Origin of the sequence: Burkholderia sp. B21-005 (assembly GCF_020843965.1) — a bacterium.
GTDB lineage: Bacteria > Pseudomonadota > Gammaproteobacteria > Burkholderiales > Burkholderiaceae > Burkholderia > Burkholderia ambifaria.
The window spans coordinates 891,775-915,043 of the sequence record NZ_CP086303.1 but is presented as its reverse complement, the minus strand read 5'-3'; the positions used below and the strand labels follow the sequence as shown (position 1 = coordinate 915,043).

The following is a 23,269-nucleotide window of genomic DNA, read 5'->3' as shown; positions in this document are numbered from 1 at the left end:
AAGCCACGCCGTCGGCGGGCCGTCCTATCGCGAGTGAAATCGAGCATGCAGGCACATCTGGAATGGCCCGGTCGTGGTGCCGCGACCGGCAACGCGGCGTCGATCTTCGACGAAGTCGTCGAGCGCAGGCACGCCAATTCCCTGAAATGGGCGTTCGGCGAGCGGCTCCTCGCCGCCGACGAACACGCGGCCGATCCGTTGCCGATGTGGGTCGCGGACATGGATTTTCGCGCGCCGCAGCCCGTCATCGATGCGCTGCACGACGCGGTCGAATACGGCATTTTCGGTTATTCGTGCGGCGCGACCGACAGCTACGTACGCGCCGTCGTCGACTGGCAGGCAAAGCGGTTCGGATGGCACGTGGACCCGGAATGGGTGCTGCAGTCGAGCGGCGTCATCACGGCGCTGAAGACGGCCATCCAGGCGTTTTCCGCGCCGGGCGAGACCGTTCTGATCCAGCCGCCGGTCTATGCGCATTTTCACGACGACGTGCTGCTGAACGGGCGTCGGCTGGCGCTCGCGCCGCTCGAGCGTGCCGGAACGGCTTACCGTTTCAACGAGAAGACGTTCGAGGCCGCGATCCGCGACGACACGCGGCTGTTCATCCTGAGCAATCCGCACAACCCAACCGGCAACGTGTGGAGCGAAGGCGAACTGCGCGCGATGGGCGAAATCTGCGCGCGGCGCGGCGTGCTGGTGATCTCGGACGAGATTCACCAGGACCTGATCCTCAATCCGTCGAAGCGGCATGTGCCGTTCGCATCGCTCGGCGACGCGTTCGCACGCAACAGCATCACGTGCACGGCACCGAGCAAGACGTTCAACCTGCCGGGCCTGCAGAGCGCGAACCTGTTCGTGCCGGACCGCCGCGTGCGCGACGCGTTGCGGCGGCAGTTCGACCGGAACATGTATCAGTCGGTGAACACGCTCGGCATGGTCGCGGCGGAGGCCGCCTATACGCACGGCGAGCCCTGGCTCGACGCGCTGTTGCCGTACCTTCGCGACAACCACGCCCATTTCCGCAATGCGATCCACGGGATGACGTCGAGGATCGAAGTCCTTCCCGCGGACTCGCTCTACCTGTCCTGGATGGACTGTCGCGGGCTCGGCATGGATGCCGACGTGCTCAACCGGTTCATGCTGATCAAGGCCCGGATCTGGCTGGACAAGGGACAGAAGTTCGGCCTCGACGGGCACGGCTACATGCGTGCGAACCTCGGGTGCCCGCGCGCCGTGATCGACGACGCGATCGATCGCCTCGCCAACGCGCTGGCCGCGCTTTGAACCGCGTCGCACGCGGCGGCGCCGACGGGAACGTCCGCAACAGCGGCTGACGGGACACGGGTTATCCGGTGCGATGCCGACGGGCATCGCGCCGCGATAACGGCCGACTGGCCCGCGCAGCAAACGTGACGATGAAGCGGGCTGATCGCGATGGAACCGGACATTTATATCAGTACTGCGAATTTTAAAGCAGCGGGATGCGGAATTACCCGGCATCCGCACCGCGACATCCTCGCGCGGACGGCGTGGTCATGAAGACCATCGGCCGGACATACCCATACGAATACACGACAACCCCCATGGAGGCGACATGAAGCAAGATGACCAGACCCCGGCATACGAACGGGAAGACCTGAAACGTGATCTATCGAACCGGCACATCCAGATGATCGCGATTGGCGGCGCGATCGGCACGGGGCTGTTCTACGGTTCGTCGTGGGCGATCCGCACGGCCGGGCCGGCCATCCTGCTGGTCTATGCGCTCGCGGCGATCGCGATCTACTTCGTGATGCGGGCGCTTGGCGAGATGGCCGTCGAGGAGCCCGTGTCGGGCTCGTACGTGTCGTATTCGAACCGCTACATTCACCGGTTCGCCGGTTTCCTGAACGGGTGGAACGCCTTCATCTTCCTGCTCGCGACGAGTGCCGCGGACCTGAACGCGCTGGGGAACTACGTGCATTTCTGGTTCCCGGCGATTCCGATCTGGGTGACGGCGGGTGCGGCGGTCTCGTTGATGTTCTGCGTCAACATCATCGGCGTCAAGATATACGGCGAGGCTGAGTTCTGGTTCGCGCTGGTGAAGGTGGTGGCGATCGTCGCGATGATCCTGTTCGGCGCCGGCATGATCCTGTTCGGCATCGGCAACAACGGCGTGCCGATCGGTTATCACAACCTCGTCGCGCACGGCGGCTTCTTCGCGAAGGGATTGGGCGGCACGTTCCTGGCGATCGTGATGGTCGCGTTCTCGTTCGGCGGTGTCGAGAATCTCGGGCTGGCGGCCGGCGAAGCGAAGGATGTGAAGACGACGATGCCGAAGGCCGTCAACTCGACGTTCTGGCGCCTGCTGATTTTCTATGTCGGCGCGATCGCGGTGCTGCTGATGGTGTTTCCGTGGACGTCGCTGACGACCAGGGGCAGCCCGTTCGTCGACGTGTTCACGAAGATCGGCATTCCGGCGGCGGCGAGCATCATGAATCTCGTCGTGATCATGGCCGTGCTGTCGGCCGTGAACGCGAGCGTGTTCACGAACAGCCGCACGTTCTACAACCTGTCGCTGCAGAAGAATGCGCCGGCATTCCTCGGCGTGGTCAACCACCGCAAGGTGCCGCATCGCGCGATCCTGATGGTGTTCGCAACGATGTTCGCGGGCGTGCTGCTGAACTACATCATGCCGGAGCAGGCATTCGAGCTGTTCTCGTCGGTGACGGTGTTCGCGCTGGTGTGTGCGTGGGGCTCCATCGTGATCAGCCACCTGAAGTTCCGCAAGATCCGGATGCGCAATGGCGACGCGGACAAGATCGCGTACCGGATGCCGTTCTATCCGTACAGCAACTACCTGGCGCTGCTGTTCGTCGCGGCGGTCATGATCTGCATCGCGATCCTGCCGGACATGCGGATGTCGCTGATCGTCTCGGCGGTGTGGGTCGGCGTGGTGTTCGTCGCGTACAGGATCCACACGCGGCACGAGAGCGCACGCGACGGGTTGCGCGATGCGGCGCGCGATCCGACGGACGTGCCGGCCTGACGGACGTCGGTCTGCCGGTGCGCCGCGCGCGGGCAGCCCCGAACCATCGGGGCTGCCAGCTTCATCGCGACCGCGGTCGACTCAGGGGGTCGGCAGTTGCGCGTGCGCTTCGAGCACGCGTGCCGAGTAAGTCAGCGCGGCGCCTGCGTTCAGCGAGATGGCGACGCCCAGCGCTTCGGAGATTTCGGCGAGCGTCGCGCCATGCTCGACGGCCTTCTTCGTGTGCACGGAGATGCAGCCGTCGCAGCGGGTGGTGACGGCCACCGCCAGCGCGATCAGTTCATGAATCTTCGGCTCGAGCTGGCCGGTCTTGATTGCCGCGTTCTCGATCGTCGCGAGGCCGCGCATCACGTCTCCGCTCTGTTTTGCATAGTCACCGACGCGCTGCAGCAGCGCTTCGCGGTAGAGGTTCCAGTCTTGCATCATGATTGTTGCACCTGTTCAGTAGGGAATTCCCGGCGGCGGCTGGCCGCCGGCGTGATCGGCTGCGCGGGTCAGTTGCGGCCGGCCATCACGCCGCCGTCCACGTCCCAGATCGCGCCCGTGACCCAGCCCGCCTTGTCCGACAGCAGGAACGCGACGACTTCGGCGACGTCCTCCGGCGTGCCGACGCGGCCGATCGGATGGAAGCCGTTGAAGCCCTGCAGCGCCGCGTGCACGTCGGCCTTCGGAATGAAGCCTTCGTAGATCGGCGTCTGCACCACCGCCGGCGAAACCGCGTTGACGCGAATGCCCTTCGGCGCCAATTCCATCGCGAGGTGCTGCGTCAGCGAATGAAGGCCGGCCTTGGCCATCGAATACGCGGACGACGGTGTCGCGGCGATCGCCTGTTTCGCCCACATCGAACCGATATTGACGATCGCGCCGGGGCGGCCCTTCGCCACCAGGTTGGCCGCGACCTTTTGCGTGATGAAGAAGGTCGCCTTGTTCAGCTTCATGTACTGGTCGTAGTCGGATTCCTGGTGTTCAAGGAACGGCTTCGGGAAGAACACGCCGGCCGCGTTGACCAGCAGGTCGACGTCCGCATGCTCCGCGTCGATGCGTGCGAGCAGGGCGGCCAGGCCGGCGTCGTCCGAGAGGTCCGCGGTCAGCGCGTGTACGTCGCCGAGCGACGCCAGTTCCTTGCGCGCTTCCTCGGTCTTCGCCGGGCGATTGCCGACGATCACCGCGCTGCCGCCCGCGGCGAGAATCGTCCGTGCCGTCTGCAGCCCCATGCCGCTGGTGCCGCCGACGACCAGCAGCTTCCTGCCGTTGAATGCGTTGCTCATGTTGAAAAACTCCGTGTCCGCCCGTCGATCGACAGGCGGCGGTTGAAGAACGGCAGCGCGCGACGATGTCGTTCGCGCCCACGCCATGCTTGGCGATCGGAGGAAGTCAGCTGATAGAAAAACCATCTGTCCCGATATCAAGCGGGACCTGTGAGCCGTGGTGCGGGAATCGCGTCAGCCTTCGATCTGATGCGGATTTTTCGCCTATTCAGTTCTCTCGACAAACGAGATAAAGTGTTCGGCAACGAAAGAAAATCTTTACATCGATGAAATCACCGGTCCATCTCAACGCGCTGCGCGCATTCGAGGCGAGTGCCCGCCACCAGAGCTTTTCCGCGGCGGCCGCCGAACTGCACGTCACGCCGGCGGCGGTCGGCCAGTTGGTGCGGACGCTGGAGGAGTGGCTCGGCACGCCGCTGTTCCATCGCGGCACGAGCGGCCGGATCCGGCTCGTGCCGACCGAAGCCGCCGAGCGCGCGCTGCCGCACATCCGAACTGGCTTCGACACGCTCGCGCTGGGGCTGGAGGTGCTCAAGGAGGGATCGGCGAGCGGCGTGCTGACGGTGGCCGTCAGTCCGGCCTTTGCCGCGAAATGGCTGTTGCCGCGCATCGAGAGCTTCCAGGCCGGCTGGCCCGACACCGACGTGCGGCTCGACACCAATCTGAAACCGGTGGATTTCGTCGCGCAGCGGATCGACATCGGCGTGCGCTACGGCACCGGGCACTGGGCGGGGCTCGCGGCCGACAAGCTGATGGACGAGGAGGTCTATCCGGTGTGCTCGCCGAAGCTGGCCGGAGAACGGCGCCGCTTGCGGCGGCCGGCCGACCTCGCGCGGGAAACGCTGATCCACGATCTGTCGATGGACACCCAGACCGGTTTTCCCGCGTGGGATACGTGGCTGCAGCGGGCGGGCGTCAAGGATGTCGACGTGTCGCGCGGCATGCAGATCAACAACTCGGCGGCCGTGCTGCAGGCGGCGATCGACGGGCACGGCGTCGCGCTCGCACGCAGCGTGATGGCGCGCGACGACCTCGCGGCGGGGCGCCTCGTGCGACTGTTTCCGGACATCGATTTCGCGTCGCCGCTCGCGTACTACGTCGTCTACCGCCCCGAGTGCGCGGGCATGGCGAAGCTCGCGGCGTTTCGCGACTGGTTGCTGGCGCAGGCCGCGACGTAGCGGTGCGCGTGAGGCGTGCGCGTCAGTAGGTGTCCGGCACGCCGGCGGGTTCCGTCGAGAGTAGCGGCCCGTGCATGCCCGCTTCGTCCGCGCGTCCTCGCATGTAGGCCTGCGGGCTGCTGCCGAGCTCGATGCGGAACGCGTAGACGAACGCGGACGTCGAGCCATAGCCGAGTTCCATCGCGGTGCGCGTGACGCCGAGGCCGCCGCCCAGCAGCTCGATCGCGCGGAACAGCCGCATGCGCCGGCGCCAGCTGCGCAGGCTCATGCCCGTCTCGGCCACGAAGCGGCGCGCGAGCGTGCGTGCCGACATGCCGAGCATCCGCCCCCATTCCTCCGGCCCGCGCGGGTCGGCGGGGTCGGTGTAGAGCGCCTCGCACAGCGTGGCGAGCGCGCCGCCCTGCGGCCAGGGCAACGCCGCCGGCAGCGTCCGCGCGCGGCGCAACTGGTCGAGGATCAGGTGGGTGATGCGGCCCGCATAGCCATCGCGATCAGGCTGGCCGTCGATCGCGGTTGCCTCGATGACGAGCGCCTTCAACAGCGGGGAAACCGCGAACACGGTCGGGTGCTCGGTCGGCAGCGCCTGTCCGATCGCCTCCGCGATCCACAGGCTGCGGAATTCGGCGCCGAGCAGCGAGCCGACGCGATGGCGCAGGCCGCTGGGCAGCCACACCGCCTGCTCCGGCGAAATGACGAACGACTTGCCGTCGACGATGACCGTGAGCGCGCCGGAAATCGCATAGACCACCTGGTGCCAGCGATGCGCATGCTCGGCAAAGCCGTGCCGCGGCGGGATGGCCTGCGCCCGCACCTTGAGCGGCGCAGGGGGCGACACGCCTGCCGGCGGCTCGATTGTCTCCCACGTCATGGTCGTCCTCCGATTGGCAGATATTCTATATACGTTGGCAATCAATCGAAATACCGACATCGGGAAAATTGGTCTAATGAGCCTGGTTGCCGTTCCGTCGCACGGGATCGGCAACCCCGCACCGCCGCCGCCCGGCGCCCTCGAATTCCACCGGAGTAATCTGCTTCATGGCCCGTCACGACCGCTACAGCCTGCCTCTCTCGACGACTTCCGACCTCGCGGCCGAGCGCTATCGTGCGGGCATCGATCTGCTGCTGTCGCTGTGGCCGGGCGCCGCCGAAACGCTGGATGCGGCGATCGCGGCCGATCCCGACTTCGCGCTCGCGCATGCCGCCCGAGCCCGCCTGCATGCGATTCGCGCGGAAGTCACGGACGCACGGGCGAAGATCGCCACGGCGCTCGAACTCGTCGAGCGCAACGGCACCGAGCGCGAGCGCAGCCATGTCGCGATACTGTCGCTCGCGATCAACGGCCAGTCGGCGAAAGCGCTCGCCGCCGCGCTCGCGCATGCGGACACGTGGCCGCGCGACATCCTGATCCTGTCGCTGCCGCTCGGCGCGTTCGGCCTGTTCGCGTTCTCCGGCATGGCCGACCATGACCAGGCGCGGGTGGATCTGTGCGAACGCCATGCGCGCCACTTCGACGCGGACGACTGGTGGTTTCTCACCTATCGCGGCTGGGCACATGGCGAGAACGGCGACGTGCGGCTCGGGCGCGCGCTGACCGAACGCGCGCTCGAACTGCGGCGCCACAACGTGAACGCCGCGCATGCGGTGGCGCACGTGCTGTACGAATCCGGCGCGAACGACGATGCGCAGGCGATGATTGCCGGCTGGCTGCCAGAATACGACCGCAGCGGCGTGCTGCACGGCCACATCGCGTGGCATGCCGCGCTGATCGCACTGGAGCGCGGCGATACGGACGGTGCGCTGGCGATCTACCGCGCCCACGTCGCGCCGTCGGTGTCGCTGGGCGTGCCGATCAACGTGGTCAGCGATACGGCGTCGTTCCTGTGGCGCATGCAGGCATACGGCCACACCGTGCCTGACGGGATGTGGGGCGACGCGGCGCGATATGCATCGGGCTATTTCCCGCAGGCCGGCTTTGCGTTCGCGGACGTGCACATGGCGCTCATTGCCGCCGCCGTCGGCGACAAGGCGGCGCTCGAGCGGCGCGTGGACGCATTGACGACGCTCGTCGATGCCGCGACGCTCCCGGCCGGCCCGGTCGTCCCCGCGATCTGCCGGGCCGCGCTCGCGTTCGCCGAGGACCAGCCCGCGCGCTGCGCGGAACTGCTCGAGCCCGTCGCGCATGACGTCGCGCGGATCGGCGGCAGCGGCGCGCAGCGCGAGATCGTGCAGGACACGCTGCTGGTCGCATGGATGCGAAGCGGCAACGTGGAGAAGGCTCGCGCGCTTCTTGCCGAGCGGCTGCGGTGCCGCCCGTCGCCGCGCGACACGCGCTGGCTCGGCCAGCTCGGCGGCGCCTGACGCGGCCGCCTACGTCGGATTCCGGATCGACTTCGCGCGCCGGCTGACACCGCACGGCGAAAGCAGTGCGCCAGTTTGGTCGAATTAAATAGTTTTACTTATCAATTTTCCGGTGATGCATTCATGCCGAAAGGTACGGCGGGATGGCGAACCCCTGCCGCCGTACCTGGCCCGATGCGCGGTCAAGGAAGTGCAATGAATTCTGGTGATACGGTGAAGCGTGCCGCGCCGCGCAGAGGGCTCGTCGGCGGAATCGGGCCGGTCGCGGCGATTTCGATCGCGCAGCTGTTCGGCACGGCGCTCTGGTTCAGCGCGAACAGCGCGGCCGCGGATCTGATGCGCGTGTGGCATGCGAGCGCGGCCGACATCGGCTGGCTGACCAACGCGGTGCAGCTCGGCTTCATTCTCGGCACGCTGACGATCGCGTTGAGCGGGGCGGCCGACCGCTTTCCGGCGAGCCGGATCTTCGTGTGCAGCGCGATCGTCGGCGCAGCGCTCAACGTCGGCTTCGCGTGGCTGTCCGGTGGCCTGGTTTCGGGCGCCGTGTTCCGGTTCGGCGTCGGCGTATGCCTGGCGGGCATCTATCCGATGGGCATGAAGCTGATCGTCGGCTGGGTGCCCGATCGGGCCGGGCCGGCACTCGCGCAACTGGTCGCGATGCTCACGCTCGGCACCGCGCTGCCGCACGCGATGCGCGTCGTCGGCACCGGCCTGCCGTGGCAATGGGTGATCACCGCGTCGTCCATCCTCGCGCTGATCGGCGCCGGCGTGATCGCCACGCTCGGCGACGGGCCGCATGCGCATACGCGGCGTCGCACGCCGTGCGCCGACGGGCGCGCCGCAACGGATCCGCCGCCCTCGGTCGCGCAGGCATTCCGGATCCGCGCCTTTCGCGCGGCGACGTTCGGTTACTTCGGCCACATGTGGGAGCTCTACACGTTCTGGACCATCGTGCCGCTGCTCGTCGCGCGCACGTCGATCGCGTCGCATGTCGCGCACGCCGGCGTTTCCGGCGTCGCGTTCGGCGTGATCGGTGTCGGCGCGCTCGGCTCGCTGATCGGCGGCAGCCTGTCCACGCGTATCGGCAGCGCGAAAGTGGCCATCGGCGCGCTGACCGTGTCCGGTCTCTGCGCGCTCACGTTCGCAGCGACGTGGCGTTTTCTTCCGCCCGCGGCCATGGCGATCCTGCTGATCGTCTGGGGCGCGTCGGTCGTCGCGGATTCGCCGCAATTCTCGGCGCTCGCCGCGAATGCGTGCCCGCCGGCGCTGGTCGGCAGCGCGCTCGCGATCCAGAACTCCATCGGGTTCGCGGTCACGGTCGTGTCGATCGCCGCGACGACGACGCTGCTCGAGCACGTCGGGCTCGATGCGACGTGGCTGCTGGTGCCCGGGCCGCTGTTCGGGCTGGCGTCGTTCGCGTTGATGTCGAGCGCCGCGCGGCGCACCCGGAGCGCGGCATGAAGCCGCCGCGTGCAACGAACGGAGACCGCGCATGCTAGACCTTCAGTACCTGTCGATCCTGATGGAAGTCGAGCGGCTGGGCAGTGTGACGGCCGCGGCGGAGCGGCTGAACGTGACGCAATCGGCGCTGTCGCACATGGTCCGCAAGTTCGAGGAGCGGCATGGCGTCAAGCTCTGGACGAAGAACGGGCGCGGCCTGCGGTTCACCCAGGCCGGCGAGTACCTGCTGTCGCTCGCCGAACGCGTGCTGCCGCAGATCGAGCATGCCGAACGCACGCTCGTCGATTTCGCGGAAGGGCGCCGCGGCGCGCTGCGCGTCGGGATGGAATGCCATCCCTGCCAGAAATGGCTGACGCGCCTGACATCGCGGTACCTCGCCGCATGGCCGGATGTCGACTACGACGTCCGTACGGCATTCCGCTTCGACGGCGTCGCCGCGCTGCTCGGCTTCGAGATCGACCTGCTGATCACGCCCGATCCGGTCGACCTGCCGGAACTCGCGTTCGTGCCGATCATCGACTACGAACTGGTGCTCGTCGTGCACGACGCGCATCCGCTGGCGGCGCGCGAGTTCGCGCTGCCGCGCGACCTGCTTGACGAAGAGTTGATCACGGTGCCGGTCGGCAAGGAGCGGCTCGACATCTACACGCGCTTTCTCGTGCCCGGGCACTGCCGGCCGAAGTTTCACCGGACCGCCGAGCAGACCGACCTGATGCTGCAACTCGTCGCCGCGCGGCGCGGTGTAGCCGTGCTGCCGGACTGGCTGGTGGTCGAGGAGGGCGCGCCGTTCCCGGTGCGCACGGTGCGGCTAGGCCCCGAGGGCATCCGCAAGCAGATCAATCTCGGGGTCCGGCGGGGCGACGAGGAGATCGCCTACATCGCGGGATTTCTCGCACTGGCCCGCGATGCGGGCCTCGGGGCCGGTCAGGACGCCGGATGACGCGGCCCGAGCGAGCCGCTCAGCCGCTCAGCCGGCCGGACGTTCCGTACGCGCCATCGACAGGACCATGCGGAATTTGACGTCGCCCGATCGCATCCGCTGGTAGGCGGCGTTCGCCTGCTCGAGCGGCATCACTTCGATCCGCGGGCGCGCGCCGGACAACACGCTGAACCCGAGCACCTTCTCGCTTTCGTACGGCGTTCCGGTGAGCGAGCCCGCGATGCTGCGTTCGCCGCCGACCAGATGCCCCGTCGACACCGATAGCGGATCCTTGCCCGCGCCCAGCAGCACGAGGCGGCCCTGGGGCGCGAGTCCGGCGAACAGGCCGGAGACGGTGTCGCCATCGGCGACGGTCGACACGATCGCGCGCGCGCCGCCGAGGTGCCGCAGCCGCGCCGCGGCGTCCTCCGCGCGGCTGTCGATGTAGACGTGCGCGCCGAGCGCCATCGCATCCGCGGCGATGTCGCTGCCGCGACCGATCGCGACGACCTTGAAGCCCATGCGGCACGCGTATTGCACGGCCATGTGCCCGAGTCCGCCGATGCCGAGGATCGCGACGACGTCGCCGGGCTCGGCGCCGCTTTTCCGGAGTGCGTTGAACGTGGCGATGCCGGCGCAGAGGATCGGCGCCGCTTCCTCCGCATCCAGTTCGTCGGGAATCGACACGAGGCCGGTGCTGCGCGCGAGCATCATTTCCGCGTAGCCGCCGTCGCAGGTCGAGCCGACCACCGGCTGGTTCTCGCACAGCTGGAAGTTGCCTTGCCGGCATGGGGCGCACGCGTTGCAGTGGCCGCCGAGCCGGCCCACGCCGACGCGTTGACCGATCGTCCACAGCGGCGGCACGTCCGGGCCGAGCGCGGCGATGCGTCCGACCACTTCGTGGCCCGGTATGCGCGACCCGCGGGCAGCCGGGTCGACGTGCTCGATGTCGCGTGCATCGGCACCGCAGATGCCGCAGGCGTCGACGGCAATCAGCACGTGTCCGGGGCCCGGGGTCGGGACGGCCCGCTCGACCCGTTCGAGCACGCCCGGCCGGGTGATCTGCATCGCGCGATAGCTTGTCTGATTCATGATTTGTCGTCCAGGTGGAGTGGAGCAGGAAGGGAAGATTCGTTATCCATATCGATGGGCTGCATGCCGAACGATTCGAGCAACCGGATGCCGTGCGCGGCGGCATCGACGGCGCCGGCGACGTAGCCGGGAAACGCGCGCGACCATTCGCTGGCGATGCCGGTCAGGCGCCCGTGCCACGGACCGGACGGTGCGCCGGGCGCTGGCGGCGTTGGATGCCCCGCGTCGCCGTCGCGATCGTCGGGCGTCGCGGTATGGGCGTCGCGCGACCAGTCCTTGATGAAGTCGGCTTCCGGGAGCGCGGCCGGCGAACCGAACAGGCGCGCCAGCTGCGTGCGGCAATGCGCGCGCAGCACGTCGTCCGGCACACGGGCGCGCACGCTTGCCGGGATGCCGAAGAAGCCGAACAGCGCGGCGGCGCCGCCTTCCATCGACGCATCGTGGATCTCGCCCAGCGGGCCGCATGCGCTGCGGGCTTCGCCGGACAGGCCGTGCTCGCGCCAGAACGGCGTGCGATAGCGCGCGACATACTTCGCGTGCGGCGCCATCCACGTTGCGGTGTCGCGCCACTGCCGCGCGAGCGGCGCGGGCAGCGCCGGCGCGAACCCGATGCATTGCTCGGCGATGCGCGGTGGCACGGCCAGCAGCACATGCGTGACGGGTGTCGTCATCGCCCGGCCGGTGGCATCTTCGCTGTCGACGTCAATGCCGGCCTCCGTGCAACGCAGCCGCCGTACCGTTTCGCCGGTGAGGACGCGGGCCGGATCGAGTTGGCCGGCCAGCGCGTCGACCAGCGCGGACATGCCGCCGACCAGCCGCATCGACGCGGGGTAGTTCGCATAGCCGCGCATCCGGACGGGCGCATCGTCGCGCGATCGCTCGACGTTCATGTCGCCCGTGGCCGGTTGCTCGACCGTCCGAAGGCCGAGTTCGCGCACGAGTGCGTCGAGCTGCGGCTGAACCTCGGGCCAGAACCAGGTCGCGCCGAGGTCGAACCGGTCGACCGAATCGCTCCGGCCCGCCGTGCCGCCGCTCGATGGCGCAGGCGATCCGACGGACGCAATGCGTCCGCCCGGCGTCTCCCGTGCCTCGAACAGCACGTAATCCCGGATGCCGCGCTGCTCGAGCAGGTAGGCGGCGTAGAGTCCGCTCAGTCCGCCGCCGACGATGGCGATGCGTGGTGTCGGCATGGTCAGGCTCCCGTTTCGAGATGGGTCAGGTGGCCCGTCCTCAGGTAGACGGTCGCGCCGGACTCGCCGGCGACGATCTCCGGCGTCGTGCCGGCCGGGAAGCGCATCCATGCGCCGCGCACCTGCGTGCGCCGAGGCGTCGCGAGCACGCCGGCCAGCACGAACAGCTCGACGCCGTGCGCGGCGGCATTGCGCAACAGCGGTTCGCCGGGCGCGAGGCGATGCAGCGCGACCGTTTCCGCGCCGCTTTCGAACAGCGGGCAGACCAGTCGAAGGCCCGTGCGATGCCACGACGACGGCGCGCGGGTGTCCACGCGAGTCGGCCGGGTTTCGTCCGACGTCATCTGCCGCAGCTTGACGAAAATGACTGCGCCGCCGGCGCTCGACGGCTGATGGAACGAGCCGGGCGGATTGCGCAGGTACCAGCCGGCCGGGTAGTGCCGGTCGCCTTCCGAAAGGACGCCGGACAGGACCAGGATCTCCTCGCCGCCCGGATGTGCGTGACGCGGGAAGGACGCGCCGCGTGCATAGCGCACGACGCTCGTCGCGCGCGCCTGTTCTCCGCCCGTGCGGTCCAGCATCATGCGTTCGACACCCGTCTGCGGGGAGGCGATCCACCGGTATTCGTCGGCGCGAACGGTGACGCGGCGTGAAAAATCTGCGTTGACTATCATGCTTGGGTCGTGCGCCGCGATGGCCGGCTCCGGCCGAGCGGAACCGGTCACGGCGGCGCGTGGGAGGGCGTCGCGTTACGCGACCTGATAGACGCGCACGTCCGGCGCGGCGTCGAGCAGCGGCTTGAGCGCGCCGACCACGTCCGTTTCGAACAGGTCGCTCGACAGGTAGCCGAGCGCGTTGGCCTCGCTGTCGAACCCGTGCAGGACCTGCACGTCCTCGTCGCGCACCAGCAGTTCCTTCGACCGCGCGCCCGCGATCGTGTTGAGGAACGGCGCCTTGTATTCCTGGTAGACGCGTGCGGCCGCCGCGCGGTTGGCCGCCGCGATCCTGAGCGTGATCTGCAGATAGAACATCTGAATCTCCTTGTTCGGCGCGCCGGGCCCGCGCTTGCCGGAATGGCAAGGGGCGCGGGTCCGGCGCCGGTTCGTCACGTGCGGCGACGCCGCAACGTGAGTGCCATTTTTGGCACGGCGCTGCGGCCCGACAAGCGAGATAAAGTGTCCGTGGGGTAAAGAAAATGTTTGTCGCGGCGCGTCGGCGCGGGCGGTGTCGGTGGCGCGCGGCTCGGCGCATGGCGAGGGGATCAAGCAATCGTGACCGCCTTGCGCACCGGCTCGATGACGTCCCGCCGGCCACCCGGCATTCAATGTTGGTACGATCGCGCGTATCGTCCATGCCGGCGTCGTCGCTCGCCGCCGGCTCATCGTCCGCGCGCCTGCACGGTAGCGCGGCCACGTTCGGGAGAAGCGGTTCATGCTGCAGGCGTTCGCGGTCTTGCTGACCTTCCAGTGTCTCGGGGAAGGGGTGTCCTATCTGTTCGGCCTGCCGGTGCCGGGCCCCGTGATCGGCATGCTGCTGCTGTTCGGCTTCGTGATGCTGCGCCCGCGGGTGGCCGACGCGATCGAGCCGACCGCGCTGGAGCTGCTGCGCCATCTGTCGCTGCTGTTCGTGCCGGCCGGCGTCGGCATCATGGTATCGGCCGACCGCGTGCGCGGCGATGCGCTCGCGGTGGTCGTCGCGCTGGCGGTGAGCACGTCGCTCGCGATCGCCGTGACGGCGCTCGTCACGCGCGCGTTGCTGCGCCGCCAGCGGCGCGGGCCCGGCGCGGCGGAGGGCACGCCATGACAGCCTTCCCGAAACTCGGCGCGATCTGGGTCTACCTCGCCGCGACCCCGCTGCTCGGCCTGACGATCACGCTGATCGCCTACCTGATTGCACAGGCCGTCTATGCCCGCGCACGCTTCAACCCGCTCGCGAACCCCGTGCTGATCGCGGTCGCGCTGATCGTCGTGCTGCTGACGATCACGCACACGCCGTATCCGACGTATTTCGAGGGCGCGCAGTTCGTCCACTTCCTGCTCGGCCCGGCGACCGTCGCGCTGGCGCTGCCGCTGTACCGCCAGTGGTCGAAGCTGCGGCGCGCCGCGGTGCCGCTGCTCGTCGGGCTGCTGGCGGGCTCGCTGACCGCGATCGTGTCGGCGGTCGGCATCGCCGCGCTGTTCGGCGCGTCGCACCAGACGATCGCGTCGCTCGCGCCGAAATCCGCGACCACGCCGATCGCGATGGCCGTCGCGCAGGCGATCGGCGGGATTCCGTCGCTGACCGCGGTGCTGGTGATCTCGACCGGGATTTTCGGCGCCGTGTGCGCACGCGGGATCCTGAACGCGCTGCGTATCGAGGAGCCGGCCGTGCGCGGCTTCGCGCTCGGCGTCGCGTCGCACGGGATCGGCACCGCGCGCGCGTTCCAGGTCAGCGAGGAGGCCGGCGCGTTCGCCGGCCTCGGGATGGGGCTGAACGGCGTGCTGACCGCGTTCGTCGTGCCGATCCTGCTGCCGGTGCTGTCGCGCTGGATCTGAGCGGCGGCGCGCGCCGGCCGCGCGCGAGGCTATCGGTTTCCCTGATGGCCGCGTGCGCCGCGCCGGCCGGCCGGGCGCCTGCCGCGCACGTATTGCTGCCGTTATCAGGAGAATTCAGGAACCGGCACGGACATTCGTGCGGCGATCGGCTAACGTTGCATCGGCGCCCTCGTCGCACGCCGACACCCGTCGCGTGCGTGTCGGCGTTTGACCCACATCCAACAATCGACAAGGAGAACCGGCGATGACGAAGTTTCGCGTGGTTTCGGTGGCAGTGGCAGTAACGGCGTCGTTCGGTCTGCTGTTGACCGCGGCGCCGGCGGCATACGCGCAGGATCCGGCGTCCGCGCCGACGCAGAAGCAGCTCGACAAGGCGCAGAAGAAGGCTGCCCGCAAGGCAGCCCGCGCGCGCCACGCGAAGGACCTGAACGCGATCGGCACGGGCAGCGGCTACCGGTTGACCAACGACCAGAGCAACTACCCGCAGAACGCGGTGGAAAAGGCGCCCGCGACGAAGGCGGCGCCGGCGCCGGCTCCCGCCCCCGCTCCTGCCGCGCCGGCATCGGGCCAGTAACGGCCGGCGTTCGCGCAATGACGAACGGCGCCGGTTCGACCGGCGCCGTTCGTTCGTATGCGTCCCGCGCAGGCGGCACGCGCCGTGGTCCCGGGCTTGCCGGGGCCGGCGGCACCCGTGTTACGACGCGAGCTTCGTGGCCAGTTCCGCGACGTGCTTGCCCTGATAGCGCGCAATGTCGAGCTCGTTCGCGCTCGGCTGACGGCTGCCGTCCGCGCCCGCGAGCGTGGTCGCGCCGTACGGCGTGCCGCCCGTGATCTCGCTCATGTTGACGAGCCCGCTGCAGGCGTAGGGCACGCCCACGATCACCATCCCCTGGTGCAGCAGCGTCGTGTGGAACGACGTGATGGTCGTTTCCTGGCCGCCGTGCTGCGTGCCGGTCGACGCGAACACGCTGCCGATCTTGCCGACGAGCGCGCCCTTCATCCACAGGCCGCCGGTCTGGTCGAGGAACGTGCGCATCTGGCCGGCCATGTTGCCGAAGCGGGTCGGCGTGCCGAAGATGATCGCGTCGTAGTTCGGGAGCTCGTCCACGGTGGCGACGGGCGCGGCCTGGTCGACCTTCACGCCGATGGCCTTTGCCTGGTCGGCGGGGATGGTTTCCGGCACGCGCTTGAGCGTGACCTCGACGCCGGGCACCGATTTCGCGCCTTCCGCGATGTGCTGCGCCATCGTTTCGACGTGCCCGTAGGACGAGTAGTAAAGAACGAGTACCTTGGCCATGATGCGAATCTCCGATTGATAAGGTAAGGCCCCGCGGTCAGCGGGGCCCGGTTTTCCGAACGGGTGTCACGCCCACTCGGCCGTCACTTCGACCGGGCGCAGGTCGAATACCAGCACCTCGGCATCCTTGCCGTCGGCGAACGTCAGCGCCTGTTCGTCGCGGATGCGTGCGCCGTCACCTTCGCCGAGCGTCACCCCGTTGACCGTCACGCTGCCGCGTGCGACATGCACGTAGGCGAAGCGGCCCGGTGCCAGTTCGAGCGTGGCGCGCTCGTCGCCGTCGAACAGGCCCGCGTAGATCCGCGTGTCCTGGCGGATCTTCAGCGAACCGCCGTTACCGTCGGGCGACACGATCGGCGTGAGCCTGCCGCGCTTGTCGGCCTCCGCGACATTCGTCTGCTGATAGCGCGGCTCGGCGCCCTTCTCGGACGGTCCGACCCAGATCTGCAGGAAGTGGACGGGCGTTTCGTGCGAGTGGTTGAACTCGCTGTGACGCACGCCGGTACCCGCGCTCATCAACTGGACGTCGCCCGGCACGATCACCGACCCGGTGCCCATCGAATCCTTGTGCTCCAGCGCACCGTCGAGCACGTACGACAGGATTTCCATGTCGCGGTGCGGGTGCGTGCCGAAGCCGCGGCCCGGTGCGACGCGGTCGTCGTTGATCACCAGCAGGTCGGAGAAGCCGACTTGCTTCGGATCGTAGTAGTTCGCGAACGAAAACGTGTGACGGGAGCTGAGCCAGCCATGCTCGGCTTGGCCACGTTGGTTTGCTGCACGAGTCTCGATCATGATTTTGTCCTGGATGTCGCCGGACCTCGAAAGTGGGCCCGGCCGTTCGTTGAGATGAATCTTAGGTCAATCGATTTGACAAATAAATGGTTGTGGAGATAATGACTGTCACTTTCAGGTGGACAATATGGAACTCAACGACCTCAGGATCTTCGTGTCGACCGTCGATGCGGGCAGCTTCACGGCGGCGGCCGACCAACTGATGCTGTCCAAGCAGTTCGTGAGCCGGCGCACGATGGCGCTGGAGGCGTCGCTCGGCGTGCGGCTCCTGCATCGCAACACGCGCAATCTCGCGGTAACGGAATCGGGGCAGGAGTTCTATGCGCGCGCGCAGCGGATCCTCGCCGAGGTCGCCGACGCCGAGCAGGCGATGTCGGTGCGCAGCACCGAACTGCACGGCTCGCTGAAGATCAGCGCGCCGCTGTCGTTCGGAATCACGCACGTGTCGCCGCTGATCGCCGAATTCCTGGCCGCGCATCCGGCCGTGCGGCTGAACCTCGACCTGACCGACCGGCGCGTCGATCTCATCGGCGAGGGCTTCGACCTCGTGCTGCGGATCGGCGCGCTCGAGGATTCGACGCTGATCGCGCGCCCGCTCGGTGCGTGGAAGATGATCGCGTGCGCGAGCCCCGCTTACCTGAAGCGGCAGGGCACGCCCGAAACGCCGGCCGATCTCGCCGGGCACACGTGCCTGCTGTACGGCCGCGAGCGGCGCGTCGGCTGGGAATTCCGGATCGACGGGGCGGCGCGCACGTTCGACGTGCAGGGGCCGCTCGTCGCGAACAACGGCGAAGTCGTGCGCGATGCGGCGATCGCGGGGCTCGGCATCGCGCTGCTGCCGCATTTCATCGTCGGCGCGGCGCTCGACAGCGGCGCGCTCGTGCCGGTGCTCGACGCGTATGCGCCGTCGCCGATCACGCTGAACGCGGTGTTTCCGCAGCATCGGGAAGGGTTCGTCACGCTGCGCACGTTCATCGGATTTCTGGCGGAGCGGCTGGGCGTGCGGAGGTAGAGGGCGGGGGGCGGGCGCGATTGATCGGCGGCGTGCATTCGCGTTAGGCTTCGACGGGGCCGACGGTCCGCAGTGCATGCCGGGCCGGGCGTTTTTACCTCACGTCGCATCGAGCACGTAGCTTCTACTCGCTGCGATCCACGACGAGTCCAATGACAATGAAAAACCGATCGAATGCTCGCGCCGGCGAGCGAGGGCAAACCGTGATGCACGGCCGGCATGCGCGGCGCGCGAACCTGCGATCCGCGATGATCTTGGCAGTCCTGACGATAGCGCCGATTGCCGCGCACGCGGCCGGCTTCGACTGCACGAAAGCCGCTTCGCCGACCGAGAAGGCGATCTGCGCGGATCCCGGGCTGTCGTCACTCGACGGTCAGCTGGCCGCGGCGTGGAAGAAGGCGCTTGCGAAAGGCGGCGATACGGCCGCGCTGAAGGCCGCGCAGTTGCAATGGCTCAAGCAGCGCGACCGGTGCGGCAACGACGTGTTGTGCGTCGGCGATCGCTATCGCGAGCGGCTCGCGAGCCTGAATGGCGCTTCGCTTGCAGCCGACCGCTGGCAGCAGACGTGGTATCGCGACAGCGACAACCCGTCGTTCGCCAGCGTACTGACGTTCACCGGCACGGCGCCGCGTCTTCACTTCGAACTGAGCGGCAACAACGGTGCGAATACCGGCGGACTCAGCGGCGATATCGAGCTGCACGGCGACCGCGGCACGTTTCGCCAGGATCGATGCCGGCTCGATTTCAGCCGCAAGGGTGGACGCATGCAGGTCGCGCAGCAGGGCGGCGATGTTGATTGCGGCGCCGGTTCCGGCGTGACGTATGCGGGCGACTACGTGACGGCATCGGAGGCGCAGGCGCGTCCGCCGGCGGATCTCGTGACCCTGAAGGTGCTGACCGACGCGCGGCAGAACGCGGTCGCGCACAAGCTGCTCGGCGCCGACTATCAGACGCTCGTCGACATGATCAACGTCAGCGCGGACGAGAAGGATCTCGACGGCCTGAATGCGAACGCGACGGCGTACTGGGTGCGCGGCATCGCGACGACGAACGCCGCGATCGTGATGCATCGGGGCACCGATCTGTGGATCGGGCTGCTCGTGTTCGATGCGCATGACCAGGTGCGGATGCGCTACTACTCGAACGTGCCGGCGTGGAAAAAGACCGTGCCGAAGACCATTCGCGCGTGGCATGACAAGCTCGACAAGACGCTTCCGATCGACCTGATGTGATCGGGCGGGACGGCGGGCCGATACACGTGTTGGCTGACTGTTGGTAAATCGAGCTTTTTATGGCTTTTCTTGCCCGTTCGGTTTTTCCAAGTGGCAATTGAATTTGTCCCGCGCAACATGTCGCCGGCACCGGCAGAGGGCATCCTGATCGGACGACGGCGGCGGGTCGCGAGCAATATGATGGTGCGCCTGGAATCGTCATACCATTGTCGTTCGACATCCTTCTCCGGAGCTTTCTGCAATGTCATCGCCCATCGACGTTCACTTCTTCCGCGTCCTTGCGGACAGCTACCAGCGACTGCTCGACAAGTCCCTCGTTCCCGCCGGGATGAGCACGTCCGAAGCCGCGAGATGGCTGTACGAGGAAGCGCCTTTCGGGATTCTCGCGCACGATGTAGCGGTGGACCCCGTGTTCGTCTACGGCAACAGGCGCGCGCAGGCCATTTTCGGATATGACTGGGATGAACTGACGGCACTGCCTTCACGGTTCTCCGCGGAGCCGATGGAGCGAAGCGAACGCCAGTCGTTTCTCGAGCAAGTGGCGCGAGACGGCTTCGTGTCGGGATATCGCGGGATACGCATCACGAAGTCCGGCACACGCTTCTGGATCGATCACGCGACGGTGTGGCAACTCACCGATCCGGCCGGGAATTACTGCGGTCAGGCAGCGATGATTCCGGAGGTGCGCGCCATTGGTTAGTTTCCGCGACGCTGACGCGAGTCCTGAACCTTGGCCAGTGTGACGCCTGGATCGACATCTTGGGCTACCACGTGGGACACGGCCTTGCGCATTAACGTAACCAAGCAAGCTGAAGACGCGGTTTTCGTCATATGAATTCGCGCCGAATCATCTATATTGAGCGTTCGGCAATCGAGGGCCGAGTCTTCTCCGCGCTCGCGTTAGAAAAGAGCCCACGTCCGCGGCGGAGCGTGTTGCCGATTACTGATCATTACGAGGAGTGGCAAGCATGGGATCGTCTCTGCAGGGCATTGCGTTCAGGTCGGTGTACAACAAAAAGTGGATATCGCTGGTTACTAGCTTCTACGGTCGAGATTGTTACGTGGCGTGCAAAGACACACCGGATGCGTTCTGCATGTTCACCATGAATCCGACGATGGGGGTATTTAGCGATGTGGAGGGCAACTGGATCATGCAAAGCCTGGACGATCCGACGAAATTGATCCCATATTCAGCGGTTGAGCCGCCGGATGACAATACCCTCAATCACGCGCGCTTCTCGTTTACCAAGACCGCGCTCGGCCAGGGCACCCAGGTATCGATTGTTACGCTGGATAAGGCCAGGACCTGGGTGGTCGACGACAACGGCACCGACCAAGGCGTGCTGAGCCTGGCCACCGCTTATACGTTGGATTACGTCGGTGACGAAGTCGCCGGCAAACTGACGTTCGAGTACTGGGACAGCGTGCTTTCGCCGTGGCCGCCCGCCTGAGGGCGATCGGACCGCCTGACTGCCGCTCGCCCACGCTGCCGGAGTGACACAGATCGCGGCGCGCGGAGCCGACCGGCGAGCGGCCAGCACCGTAGTGCTAGCGTGGCTGAGCGGTTCTGCGAAATAGCCCGTACCACCTACGGTCACGTATCTCACAACCCGGCTTCCGCCGGGTTTTTCATGGTCGACGCCGGCTGGCACTCAGGAGGCCAGAAATGCTGCATCCGATAACGCCTCATGGCAGATCCGTCGATGCCGCGGGACCAATGGGCGATACCAAAATTTGGTATATGATGGTGCCATCATGAGGGGGTGCACGATGGCACGGAACACTTCAATCTCGCTGGGAGACCACCTGACGCAGTTTGTCGACACGCAGGTCGCGTCCGGTCGCTATGGCTCGGCCAGCGACGTGGTGCGGGCGGGGCTGCGCCTGCTCGAAACGCAGGAAACCGAGTTGCGGGCCCTGCAGGAGGCCTTGAAGGCCGGCGAGGCCTCGGGCGAGCCGACTGCCTTTGACAGCCAGGCGTTCTTGGAGCGGATGCGGAAAAAGCATGCCGATTGAGGCGCGTCTGGTGCGGCTGACGCCGCTGGCCGAGGCCGATCTCGAGGATATCTGGACCTACACCTTCGAACGCTGGTCGCTTGAGCAGGCCGAGCACTATGTGGGCGAGCTCGCCTCGGCGTTCGAGCGTCTCGCGCGGCGCGAGTGGAGAGGGCGACCGAGTCGTGCGGGCAACGGCTATTGGCGCTACATGGTCGGTTCCCACGTGGTGTTCTATCGGGAAACGGCCGAGAGCCTGGACGTGATTCGGGTATTGCATCAACGCATGGACGTGGACCGGCACCTGTAGAGGACGCCGACCTGCCACGGGCCGTGACGCGCGAAAACGCCGGTCGATCCGCTTAGGGCGGGGCCTGCTCACATTAACGGTGCTCGAGGTGACGAATCCATCTGGCCCCTGTAAGGTCGTGGCGTCGGAACCAGTCAGATCGCCGCGATGGCGTGAAGCACCCGACAGCCGGCGCGTGGCCGGGAAAAGAACGGTAGTGTGATGGGCAACCAAGATGGCGACGAGTTCGCCACCACCGAGCACCGTGCCGGTCCCCGATACGGTGACGCTGCAGGCTATTCAAACTTGGGACACCCGCGAGTCTTTTCAGCAAAACTGCCGTGCAGTCGTCGGCAGCGCCGCGAGGAGTTCGGTCCGGTCGACGAGCTTGCTAGCCATCAGATGCCTGCCGCACTTTACTTTCGGCCTCCCATACGCCATAGACGGCGAGCAGCGCAGCGCCGAGCGCTTCCTTCCGAAACTTCTCCAGCAGACCGGGCCAGAGGATCACGTTGATCTGGTCAGTCTCGTCCTCGAGCGTCATCAACAGCACGCCGTTCGCCGTGCCCGGCCGCTGCCGTACCGCGACCAGTCCGCAAGCGCGCGAGCTGGCCGCTACGCAACGGCTGCAGCTGCTCGGCCGACTGTAGGCGATCAAGAGCCAGCCGATCGCGCAGCAGCGCCAGCGGATGCCGGCCGAGGGTGAAGCCCATCGCGCGATAGTCGGTGACAATCTCCTTGCCCTCCGATGCTTGCGGCAGCGCCGGCACCGCGTCGTCGCGCTCGGTGCCGCGCAGTAGATTTGCGATGCTCCCTCGGCGCGTACGACGCGTTTGTTACGTGACAATTGTCCACTCAAGCGAGACAACTAATCTTGTTTAGAAGGATTGATGATTTCCGGTGAGACAGTAGACTGCACCCGTGCTTCGCCAGAACCGATCCGCAGCGTGCCAGGACGGCACGACCGGACGGATTCTTCGGCAGCGGGCCGACCGGCCCGCGGTTCGATCGTGCGAGGAGGGTTCGTTGTCGATCTTTGGGTTCGCCGTTGCGGCGGATGTCGGCACCGAATGCGTCAAACCATCCATTCAAGGTGATTGCTATGCGTTACGTTTCGCTGGATTCGAAGAAGGACGAGCTGCTGCTGGCGGGTCGCGTGCTGATGATGATCCTGTTCGTGCTGTTCGGCTGGCAGAAGCTGAACGGCTTCTCGGGCACGGTCGCGTACATGGCGTCGACGGGGGCGCCGTCGCCCGAGCTGTCGGCGGTGATCGCGGTGGCGGTCGAGCTGGTCGGCGGCGCGCTGATCGCGGTCGGGTTCTACACGCGTCCGCTCGCGCTGGTGTTCGCGGTCTATACGCTCGCGACCGCGTTGATCGGGCATCGCTACTGGGCACTGCAGGGCATGGACCAGTACCTCGCGATGATCAACTTCTACAAGAACATCAGCATCATCGGCGGGCTGCTGTTGCTCGCGGTCACCGGGCCGGGGCGGTATTCGTTCGACCGGAAGTAAGCGAGCGCGAGACTTCGTGCTGCACGACGGGCCCGGTGCGCGCAATCGCGCACCGGGCCTCGCTTCATCACACGCATGTCGTCGACGTGCGACCGAAATCGACATCGG

25 protein-coding genes and 1 pseudogene are annotated in these 23,269 nt (G+C 67.1%); 16 read left to right on the top strand and 10 right to left on the bottom strand.

The features are described from left to right. Positions 1 to 45: 45 nt before the first annotated feature. Both LMA02_RS34605 and LMA02_RS34600 read left to right on the top strand, forming a co-directional pair. The gene (locus LMA02_RS34605) at positions 46 to 1,284 is read left to right on the top strand and encodes a MalY/PatB family protein (RefSeq protein WP_228910956.1); all 1,239 of its coding nucleotides are present in this window, start codon (positions 46 to 48) and stop codon (positions 1,282 to 1,284) included. A 310-nt stretch (positions 1,285 to 1,594) separates the two neighbouring features. Beyond that, positions 1,595 to 3,028: an amino acid permease gene (locus LMA02_RS34600; RefSeq protein WP_228910359.1), complete on the top strand. Its 1,434-nt coding sequence runs from the start codon at positions 1,595 to 1,597 to the stop codon at positions 3,026 to 3,028. 81 nt (positions 3,029 to 3,109) lie between these two features. Here LMA02_RS34600 and LMA02_RS34595 read toward each other — a convergent pair whose 3' ends face one another. Together LMA02_RS34595 and LMA02_RS34590 are read right to left on the bottom strand one after the other, a co-directional pair. Continuing rightward, on the bottom strand, positions 3,110 to 3,454 hold the full coding sequence (locus LMA02_RS34595) for a carboxymuconolactone decarboxylase family protein (protein ID WP_228910358.1): 345 nt from the start codon (positions 3,452 to 3,454) through the stop codon (positions 3,110 to 3,112). Positions 3,455 to 3,522: 68 nt separating this feature from the next. Beyond that, positions 3,523 to 4,296, bottom strand: a complete 774-nt coding sequence (locus LMA02_RS34590; protein ID WP_228910357.1) for an SDR family NAD(P)-dependent oxidoreductase — start codon at positions 4,294 to 4,296, stop codon at positions 3,523 to 3,525. A 266-nt stretch (positions 4,297 to 4,562) separates the two neighbouring features. On the opposite strand from LMA02_RS34590, the gene gcvA reads away from it, so the two are divergent. After that, entirely contained in the window at positions 4,563 to 5,474 is a 912-nt protein-coding gene (gene gcvA / locus LMA02_RS34585) for a transcriptional regulator GcvA (RefSeq protein WP_228910356.1), read from the top strand. A 22-nt stretch (positions 5,475 to 5,496) separates the two neighbouring features. On the opposite strand, the gene LMA02_RS34580 is transcribed toward gcvA, so the two are convergent. After that, entirely contained in the window at positions 5,497 to 6,342 is an 846-nt protein-coding gene (locus LMA02_RS34580) for an AraC family transcriptional regulator (protein WP_228910355.1), read from the bottom strand. 167 nt (positions 6,343 to 6,509) lie between these two features. On the opposite strand from LMA02_RS34580, the gene LMA02_RS34575 reads away from it, so the two are divergent. From LMA02_RS34575 to LMA02_RS34565, 3 genes are all read left to right on the top strand, one after another. Further along, entirely contained in the window at positions 6,510 to 7,832 is a 1,323-nt protein-coding gene (locus LMA02_RS34575; protein ID WP_228910354.1) for a tetratricopeptide repeat protein, read from the top strand. A 195-nt stretch (positions 7,833 to 8,027) separates the two neighbouring features. Further along, positions 8,028 to 9,293, top strand: a complete 1,266-nt coding sequence (locus LMA02_RS34570; protein WP_228910353.1) for an MFS transporter — start codon at positions 8,028 to 8,030, stop codon at positions 9,291 to 9,293. A gap of 31 nt (positions 9,294 to 9,324) precedes the next feature. Next, positions 9,325 to 10,233 carry a LysR family transcriptional regulator gene (locus LMA02_RS34565; protein WP_228910352.1) on the top strand — a complete coding sequence of 303 codons (909 nt, stop codon included), beginning with the start codon at positions 9,325 to 9,327 and terminating at the stop codon, positions 10,231 to 10,233. Between the two features lie 27 nt (positions 10,234 to 10,260). Here LMA02_RS34565 and LMA02_RS34560 read toward each other — a convergent pair whose 3' ends face one another. From LMA02_RS34560 to LMA02_RS34545, 4 genes are all read right to left on the bottom strand, one after another. Then, positions 10,261 to 11,304: an alcohol dehydrogenase gene (locus tag LMA02_RS34560; RefSeq protein WP_228910351.1), complete on the bottom strand. Its 1,044-nt coding sequence runs from the start codon at positions 11,302 to 11,304 to the stop codon at positions 10,261 to 10,263. Continuing rightward, positions 11,301 to 12,494 carry a flavin monoamine oxidase family protein gene (locus LMA02_RS34555; RefSeq protein ID WP_228910350.1) on the bottom strand — a complete coding sequence of 398 codons (1,194 nt, stop codon included), beginning with the start codon at positions 12,492 to 12,494 and terminating at the stop codon, positions 11,301 to 11,303. Before LMA02_RS34555 ends, LMA02_RS34560 begins: the two co-directional genes overlap by 4 nt. A gap of 2 nt (positions 12,495 to 12,496) precedes the next feature. Further along, positions 12,497 to 13,168 carry a cupin domain-containing protein gene (locus tag LMA02_RS34550; RefSeq protein ID WP_228910349.1) on the bottom strand — a complete coding sequence of 224 codons (672 nt, stop codon included), beginning with the start codon at positions 13,166 to 13,168 and terminating at the stop codon, positions 12,497 to 12,499. Positions 13,169 to 13,243: 75 nt separating this feature from the next. Beyond that, entirely contained in the window at positions 13,244 to 13,525 is a 282-nt protein-coding gene (locus LMA02_RS34545) for a hypothetical protein (protein ID WP_228910348.1), read from the bottom strand. 400 nt (positions 13,526 to 13,925) lie between these two features. On the opposite strand from LMA02_RS34545, the gene LMA02_RS34540 reads away from it, so the two are divergent. The 3 genes from LMA02_RS34540 to LMA02_RS34530 all read left to right on the top strand — a co-directional run bounded on the left by LMA02_RS34540 (position 13,926) and on the right by LMA02_RS34530 (position 15,602). Beyond that, positions 13,926 to 14,297: a CidA/LrgA family protein gene (locus LMA02_RS34540; protein WP_228910347.1), complete on the top strand. Its 372-nt coding sequence runs from the start codon at positions 13,926 to 13,928 to the stop codon at positions 14,295 to 14,297. Then, positions 14,294 to 15,028: an LrgB family protein gene (locus LMA02_RS34535; RefSeq protein WP_012372191.1), complete on the top strand. Its 735-nt coding sequence runs from the start codon at positions 14,294 to 14,296 to the stop codon at positions 15,026 to 15,028. Before LMA02_RS34540 ends, LMA02_RS34535 begins: the two co-directional genes overlap by 4 nt. A gap of 244 nt (positions 15,029 to 15,272) precedes the next feature. Then, positions 15,273 to 15,602 (top strand): hypothetical protein, encoded by a 330-nt coding sequence (locus LMA02_RS34530; protein ID WP_228910346.1) that lies wholly within the window; start codon positions 15,273 to 15,275, stop codon positions 15,600 to 15,602. A gap of 120 nt (positions 15,603 to 15,722) precedes the next feature. Here LMA02_RS34530 and wrbA read toward each other — a convergent pair whose 3' ends face one another. Beyond that, entirely contained in the window at positions 15,723 to 16,325 is a 603-nt protein-coding gene (gene wrbA, locus LMA02_RS34525; RefSeq protein WP_228910345.1) for an NAD(P)H:quinone oxidoreductase, read from the bottom strand. A gap of 66 nt (positions 16,326 to 16,391) precedes the next feature. Further along, positions 16,392 to 17,117: a pirin family protein gene (locus LMA02_RS34520; protein WP_228910344.1), complete on the bottom strand. Its 726-nt coding sequence runs from the start codon at positions 17,115 to 17,117 to the stop codon at positions 16,392 to 16,394. Between the two features lie 127 nt (positions 17,118 to 17,244). Between LMA02_RS34520 and LMA02_RS34515 the strand changes: the two genes are divergently transcribed. The 6 genes from LMA02_RS34515 to LMA02_RS34490 all read left to right on the top strand — a co-directional run bounded on the left by LMA02_RS34515 (position 17,245) and on the right by LMA02_RS34490 (position 21,666). After that, positions 17,245 to 18,129, top strand: coding sequence for a LysR family transcriptional regulator (locus tag LMA02_RS34515; protein ID WP_166721721.1), 885 nt, complete (start codon positions 17,245 to 17,247; stop codon positions 18,127 to 18,129). Positions 18,130 to 18,335: 206 nt separating this feature from the next. Beyond that, a complete protein-coding gene (locus LMA02_RS34510) occupies positions 18,336 to 19,361 on the top strand; it encodes a lysozyme inhibitor LprI family protein (RefSeq protein ID WP_228910954.1) in 1,026 nt (341 codons plus the stop codon). A 241-nt stretch (positions 19,362 to 19,602) separates the two neighbouring features. Beyond that, on the top strand, positions 19,603 to 20,061 hold the full coding sequence (locus LMA02_RS34505) for an MEKHLA domain-containing protein (protein WP_228910343.1): 459 nt from the start codon (positions 19,603 to 19,605) through the stop codon (positions 20,059 to 20,061). Positions 20,062 to 20,329: 268 nt separating this feature from the next. After that, a complete protein-coding gene (locus LMA02_RS34500) occupies positions 20,330 to 20,812 on the top strand; it encodes a hypothetical protein (protein ID WP_175676112.1) in 483 nt (160 codons plus the stop codon). A 319-nt stretch (positions 20,813 to 21,131) separates the two neighbouring features. Then, positions 21,132 to 21,377, top strand: a complete 246-nt coding sequence (locus tag LMA02_RS34495) for a type II toxin-antitoxin system ParD family antitoxin (RefSeq protein ID WP_175662181.1) — start codon at positions 21,132 to 21,134, stop codon at positions 21,375 to 21,377. Continuing rightward, entirely contained in the window at positions 21,367 to 21,666 is a 300-nt protein-coding gene (locus LMA02_RS34490; RefSeq protein WP_228910342.1) for a type II toxin-antitoxin system RelE/ParE family toxin, read from the top strand. The genes LMA02_RS34495 and LMA02_RS34490 overlap by 11 nt, the downstream gene beginning before the upstream one ends. A 306-nt stretch (positions 21,667 to 21,972) precedes the next feature. On the opposite strand, the pseudogene LMA02_RS34485 reads toward LMA02_RS34490, so the two are convergent. Then, positions 21,973 to 22,448: pseudogene (locus LMA02_RS34485) on the bottom strand (error-prone DNA polymerase); the annotation flags it as partial. A gap of 299 nt (positions 22,449 to 22,747) precedes the next feature. Between LMA02_RS34485 and LMA02_RS34480 the strand changes: the two are divergent. Beyond that, the gene (locus LMA02_RS34480) at positions 22,748 to 23,161 is read left to right on the top strand and encodes a DoxX family protein (protein WP_011660963.1); all 414 of its coding nucleotides are present in this window, start codon (positions 22,748 to 22,750) and stop codon (positions 23,159 to 23,161) included. The last annotated feature ends 108 nt before the right edge of the window (positions 23,162 to 23,269 follow it).

Excerpts from the sequence above, each read along its gene's own strand:
- LMA02_RS34500 (WP_175676112.1), top strand. The coding sequence starts at position 20,330 with ATGGGATCGTCTCTGCAGGGCATTGCGTTCAGGTCGGTGTACAACAAA.
- LMA02_RS34535 (WP_012372191.1), top strand. The coding sequence starts at position 14,294 with ATGACAGCCTTCCCGAAACTCGGCGCGATCTGGGTCTACCTCGCCGCG.
- LMA02_RS34495 (WP_175662181.1), top strand. The coding sequence starts at position 21,132 with ATGGCACGGAACACTTCAATCTCGCTGGGAGACCACCTGACGCAGTTT.
- LMA02_RS34560 (WP_228910351.1), bottom strand. The coding sequence starts at position 11,304 with ATGAATCAGACAAGCTATCGCGCGATGCAGATCACCCGGCCGGGCGTG.
- gcvA (WP_228910356.1), top strand. The coding sequence starts at position 4,563 with ATGAAATCACCGGTCCATCTCAACGCGCTGCGCGCATTCGAGGCGAGT.
- LMA02_RS34590 (WP_228910357.1), bottom strand. The coding sequence starts at position 4,296 with ATGAGCAACGCATTCAACGGCAGGAAGCTGCTGGTCGTCGGCGGCACC.
- LMA02_RS34580 (WP_228910355.1), bottom strand. The coding sequence starts at position 6,342 with ATGACGTGGGAGACAATCGAGCCGCCGGCAGGCGTGTCGCCCCCTGCG.
- LMA02_RS34480 (WP_011660963.1), top strand. The coding sequence starts at position 22,748 with ATGCGTTACGTTTCGCTGGATTCGAAGAAGGACGAGCTGCTGCTGGCG.
- LMA02_RS34505 (WP_228910343.1), top strand. The coding sequence starts at position 19,603 with ATGTCATCGCCCATCGACGTTCACTTCTTCCGCGTCCTTGCGGACAGC.
- LMA02_RS34540 (WP_228910347.1), top strand. The coding sequence starts at position 13,926 with ATGCTGCAGGCGTTCGCGGTCTTGCTGACCTTCCAGTGTCTCGGGGAA.
- LMA02_RS34605 (WP_228910956.1), top strand. The coding sequence starts at position 46 with ATGCAGGCACATCTGGAATGGCCCGGTCGTGGTGCCGCGACCGGCAAC.
- LMA02_RS34595 (WP_228910358.1), bottom strand. The coding sequence starts at position 3,454 with ATGATGCAAGACTGGAACCTCTACCGCGAAGCGCTGCTGCAGCGCGTC.
- LMA02_RS34510 (WP_228910954.1), top strand. The coding sequence starts at position 18,336 with ATGCACGGCCGGCATGCGCGGCGCGCGAACCTGCGATCCGCGATGATC.
- LMA02_RS34520 (WP_228910344.1), bottom strand. The coding sequence starts at position 17,117 with ATGATCGAGACTCGTGCAGCAAACCAACGTGGCCAAGCCGAGCATGGC.
- LMA02_RS34530 (WP_228910346.1), top strand. The coding sequence starts at position 15,273 with ATGACGAAGTTTCGCGTGGTTTCGGTGGCAGTGGCAGTAACGGCGTCG.
- LMA02_RS34550 (WP_228910349.1), bottom strand. The coding sequence starts at position 13,168 with ATGATAGTCAACGCAGATTTTTCACGCCGCGTCACCGTTCGCGCCGAC.
- LMA02_RS34600 (WP_228910359.1), top strand. The coding sequence starts at position 1,595 with ATGAAGCAAGATGACCAGACCCCGGCATACGAACGGGAAGACCTGAAA.
- LMA02_RS34570 (WP_228910353.1), top strand. The coding sequence starts at position 8,028 with ATGAATTCTGGTGATACGGTGAAGCGTGCCGCGCCGCGCAGAGGGCTC.
- wrbA (WP_228910345.1), bottom strand. The coding sequence starts at position 16,325 with ATGGCCAAGGTACTCGTTCTTTACTACTCGTCCTACGGGCACGTCGAA.
- LMA02_RS34575 (WP_228910354.1), top strand. The coding sequence starts at position 6,510 with ATGGCCCGTCACGACCGCTACAGCCTGCCTCTCTCGACGACTTCCGAC.
- LMA02_RS34490 (WP_228910342.1), top strand. The coding sequence starts at position 21,367 with ATGCCGATTGAGGCGCGTCTGGTGCGGCTGACGCCGCTGGCCGAGGCC.
- LMA02_RS34565 (WP_228910352.1), top strand. The coding sequence starts at position 9,325 with ATGCTAGACCTTCAGTACCTGTCGATCCTGATGGAAGTCGAGCGGCTG.
- LMA02_RS34555 (WP_228910350.1), bottom strand. The coding sequence starts at position 12,494 with ATGCCGACACCACGCATCGCCATCGTCGGCGGCGGACTGAGCGGACTC.
- LMA02_RS34515 (WP_166721721.1), top strand. The coding sequence starts at position 17,245 with ATGGAACTCAACGACCTCAGGATCTTCGTGTCGACCGTCGATGCGGGC.
- LMA02_RS34545 (WP_228910348.1), bottom strand. The coding sequence starts at position 13,525 with ATGTTCTATCTGCAGATCACGCTCAGGATCGCGGCGGCCAACCGCGCG.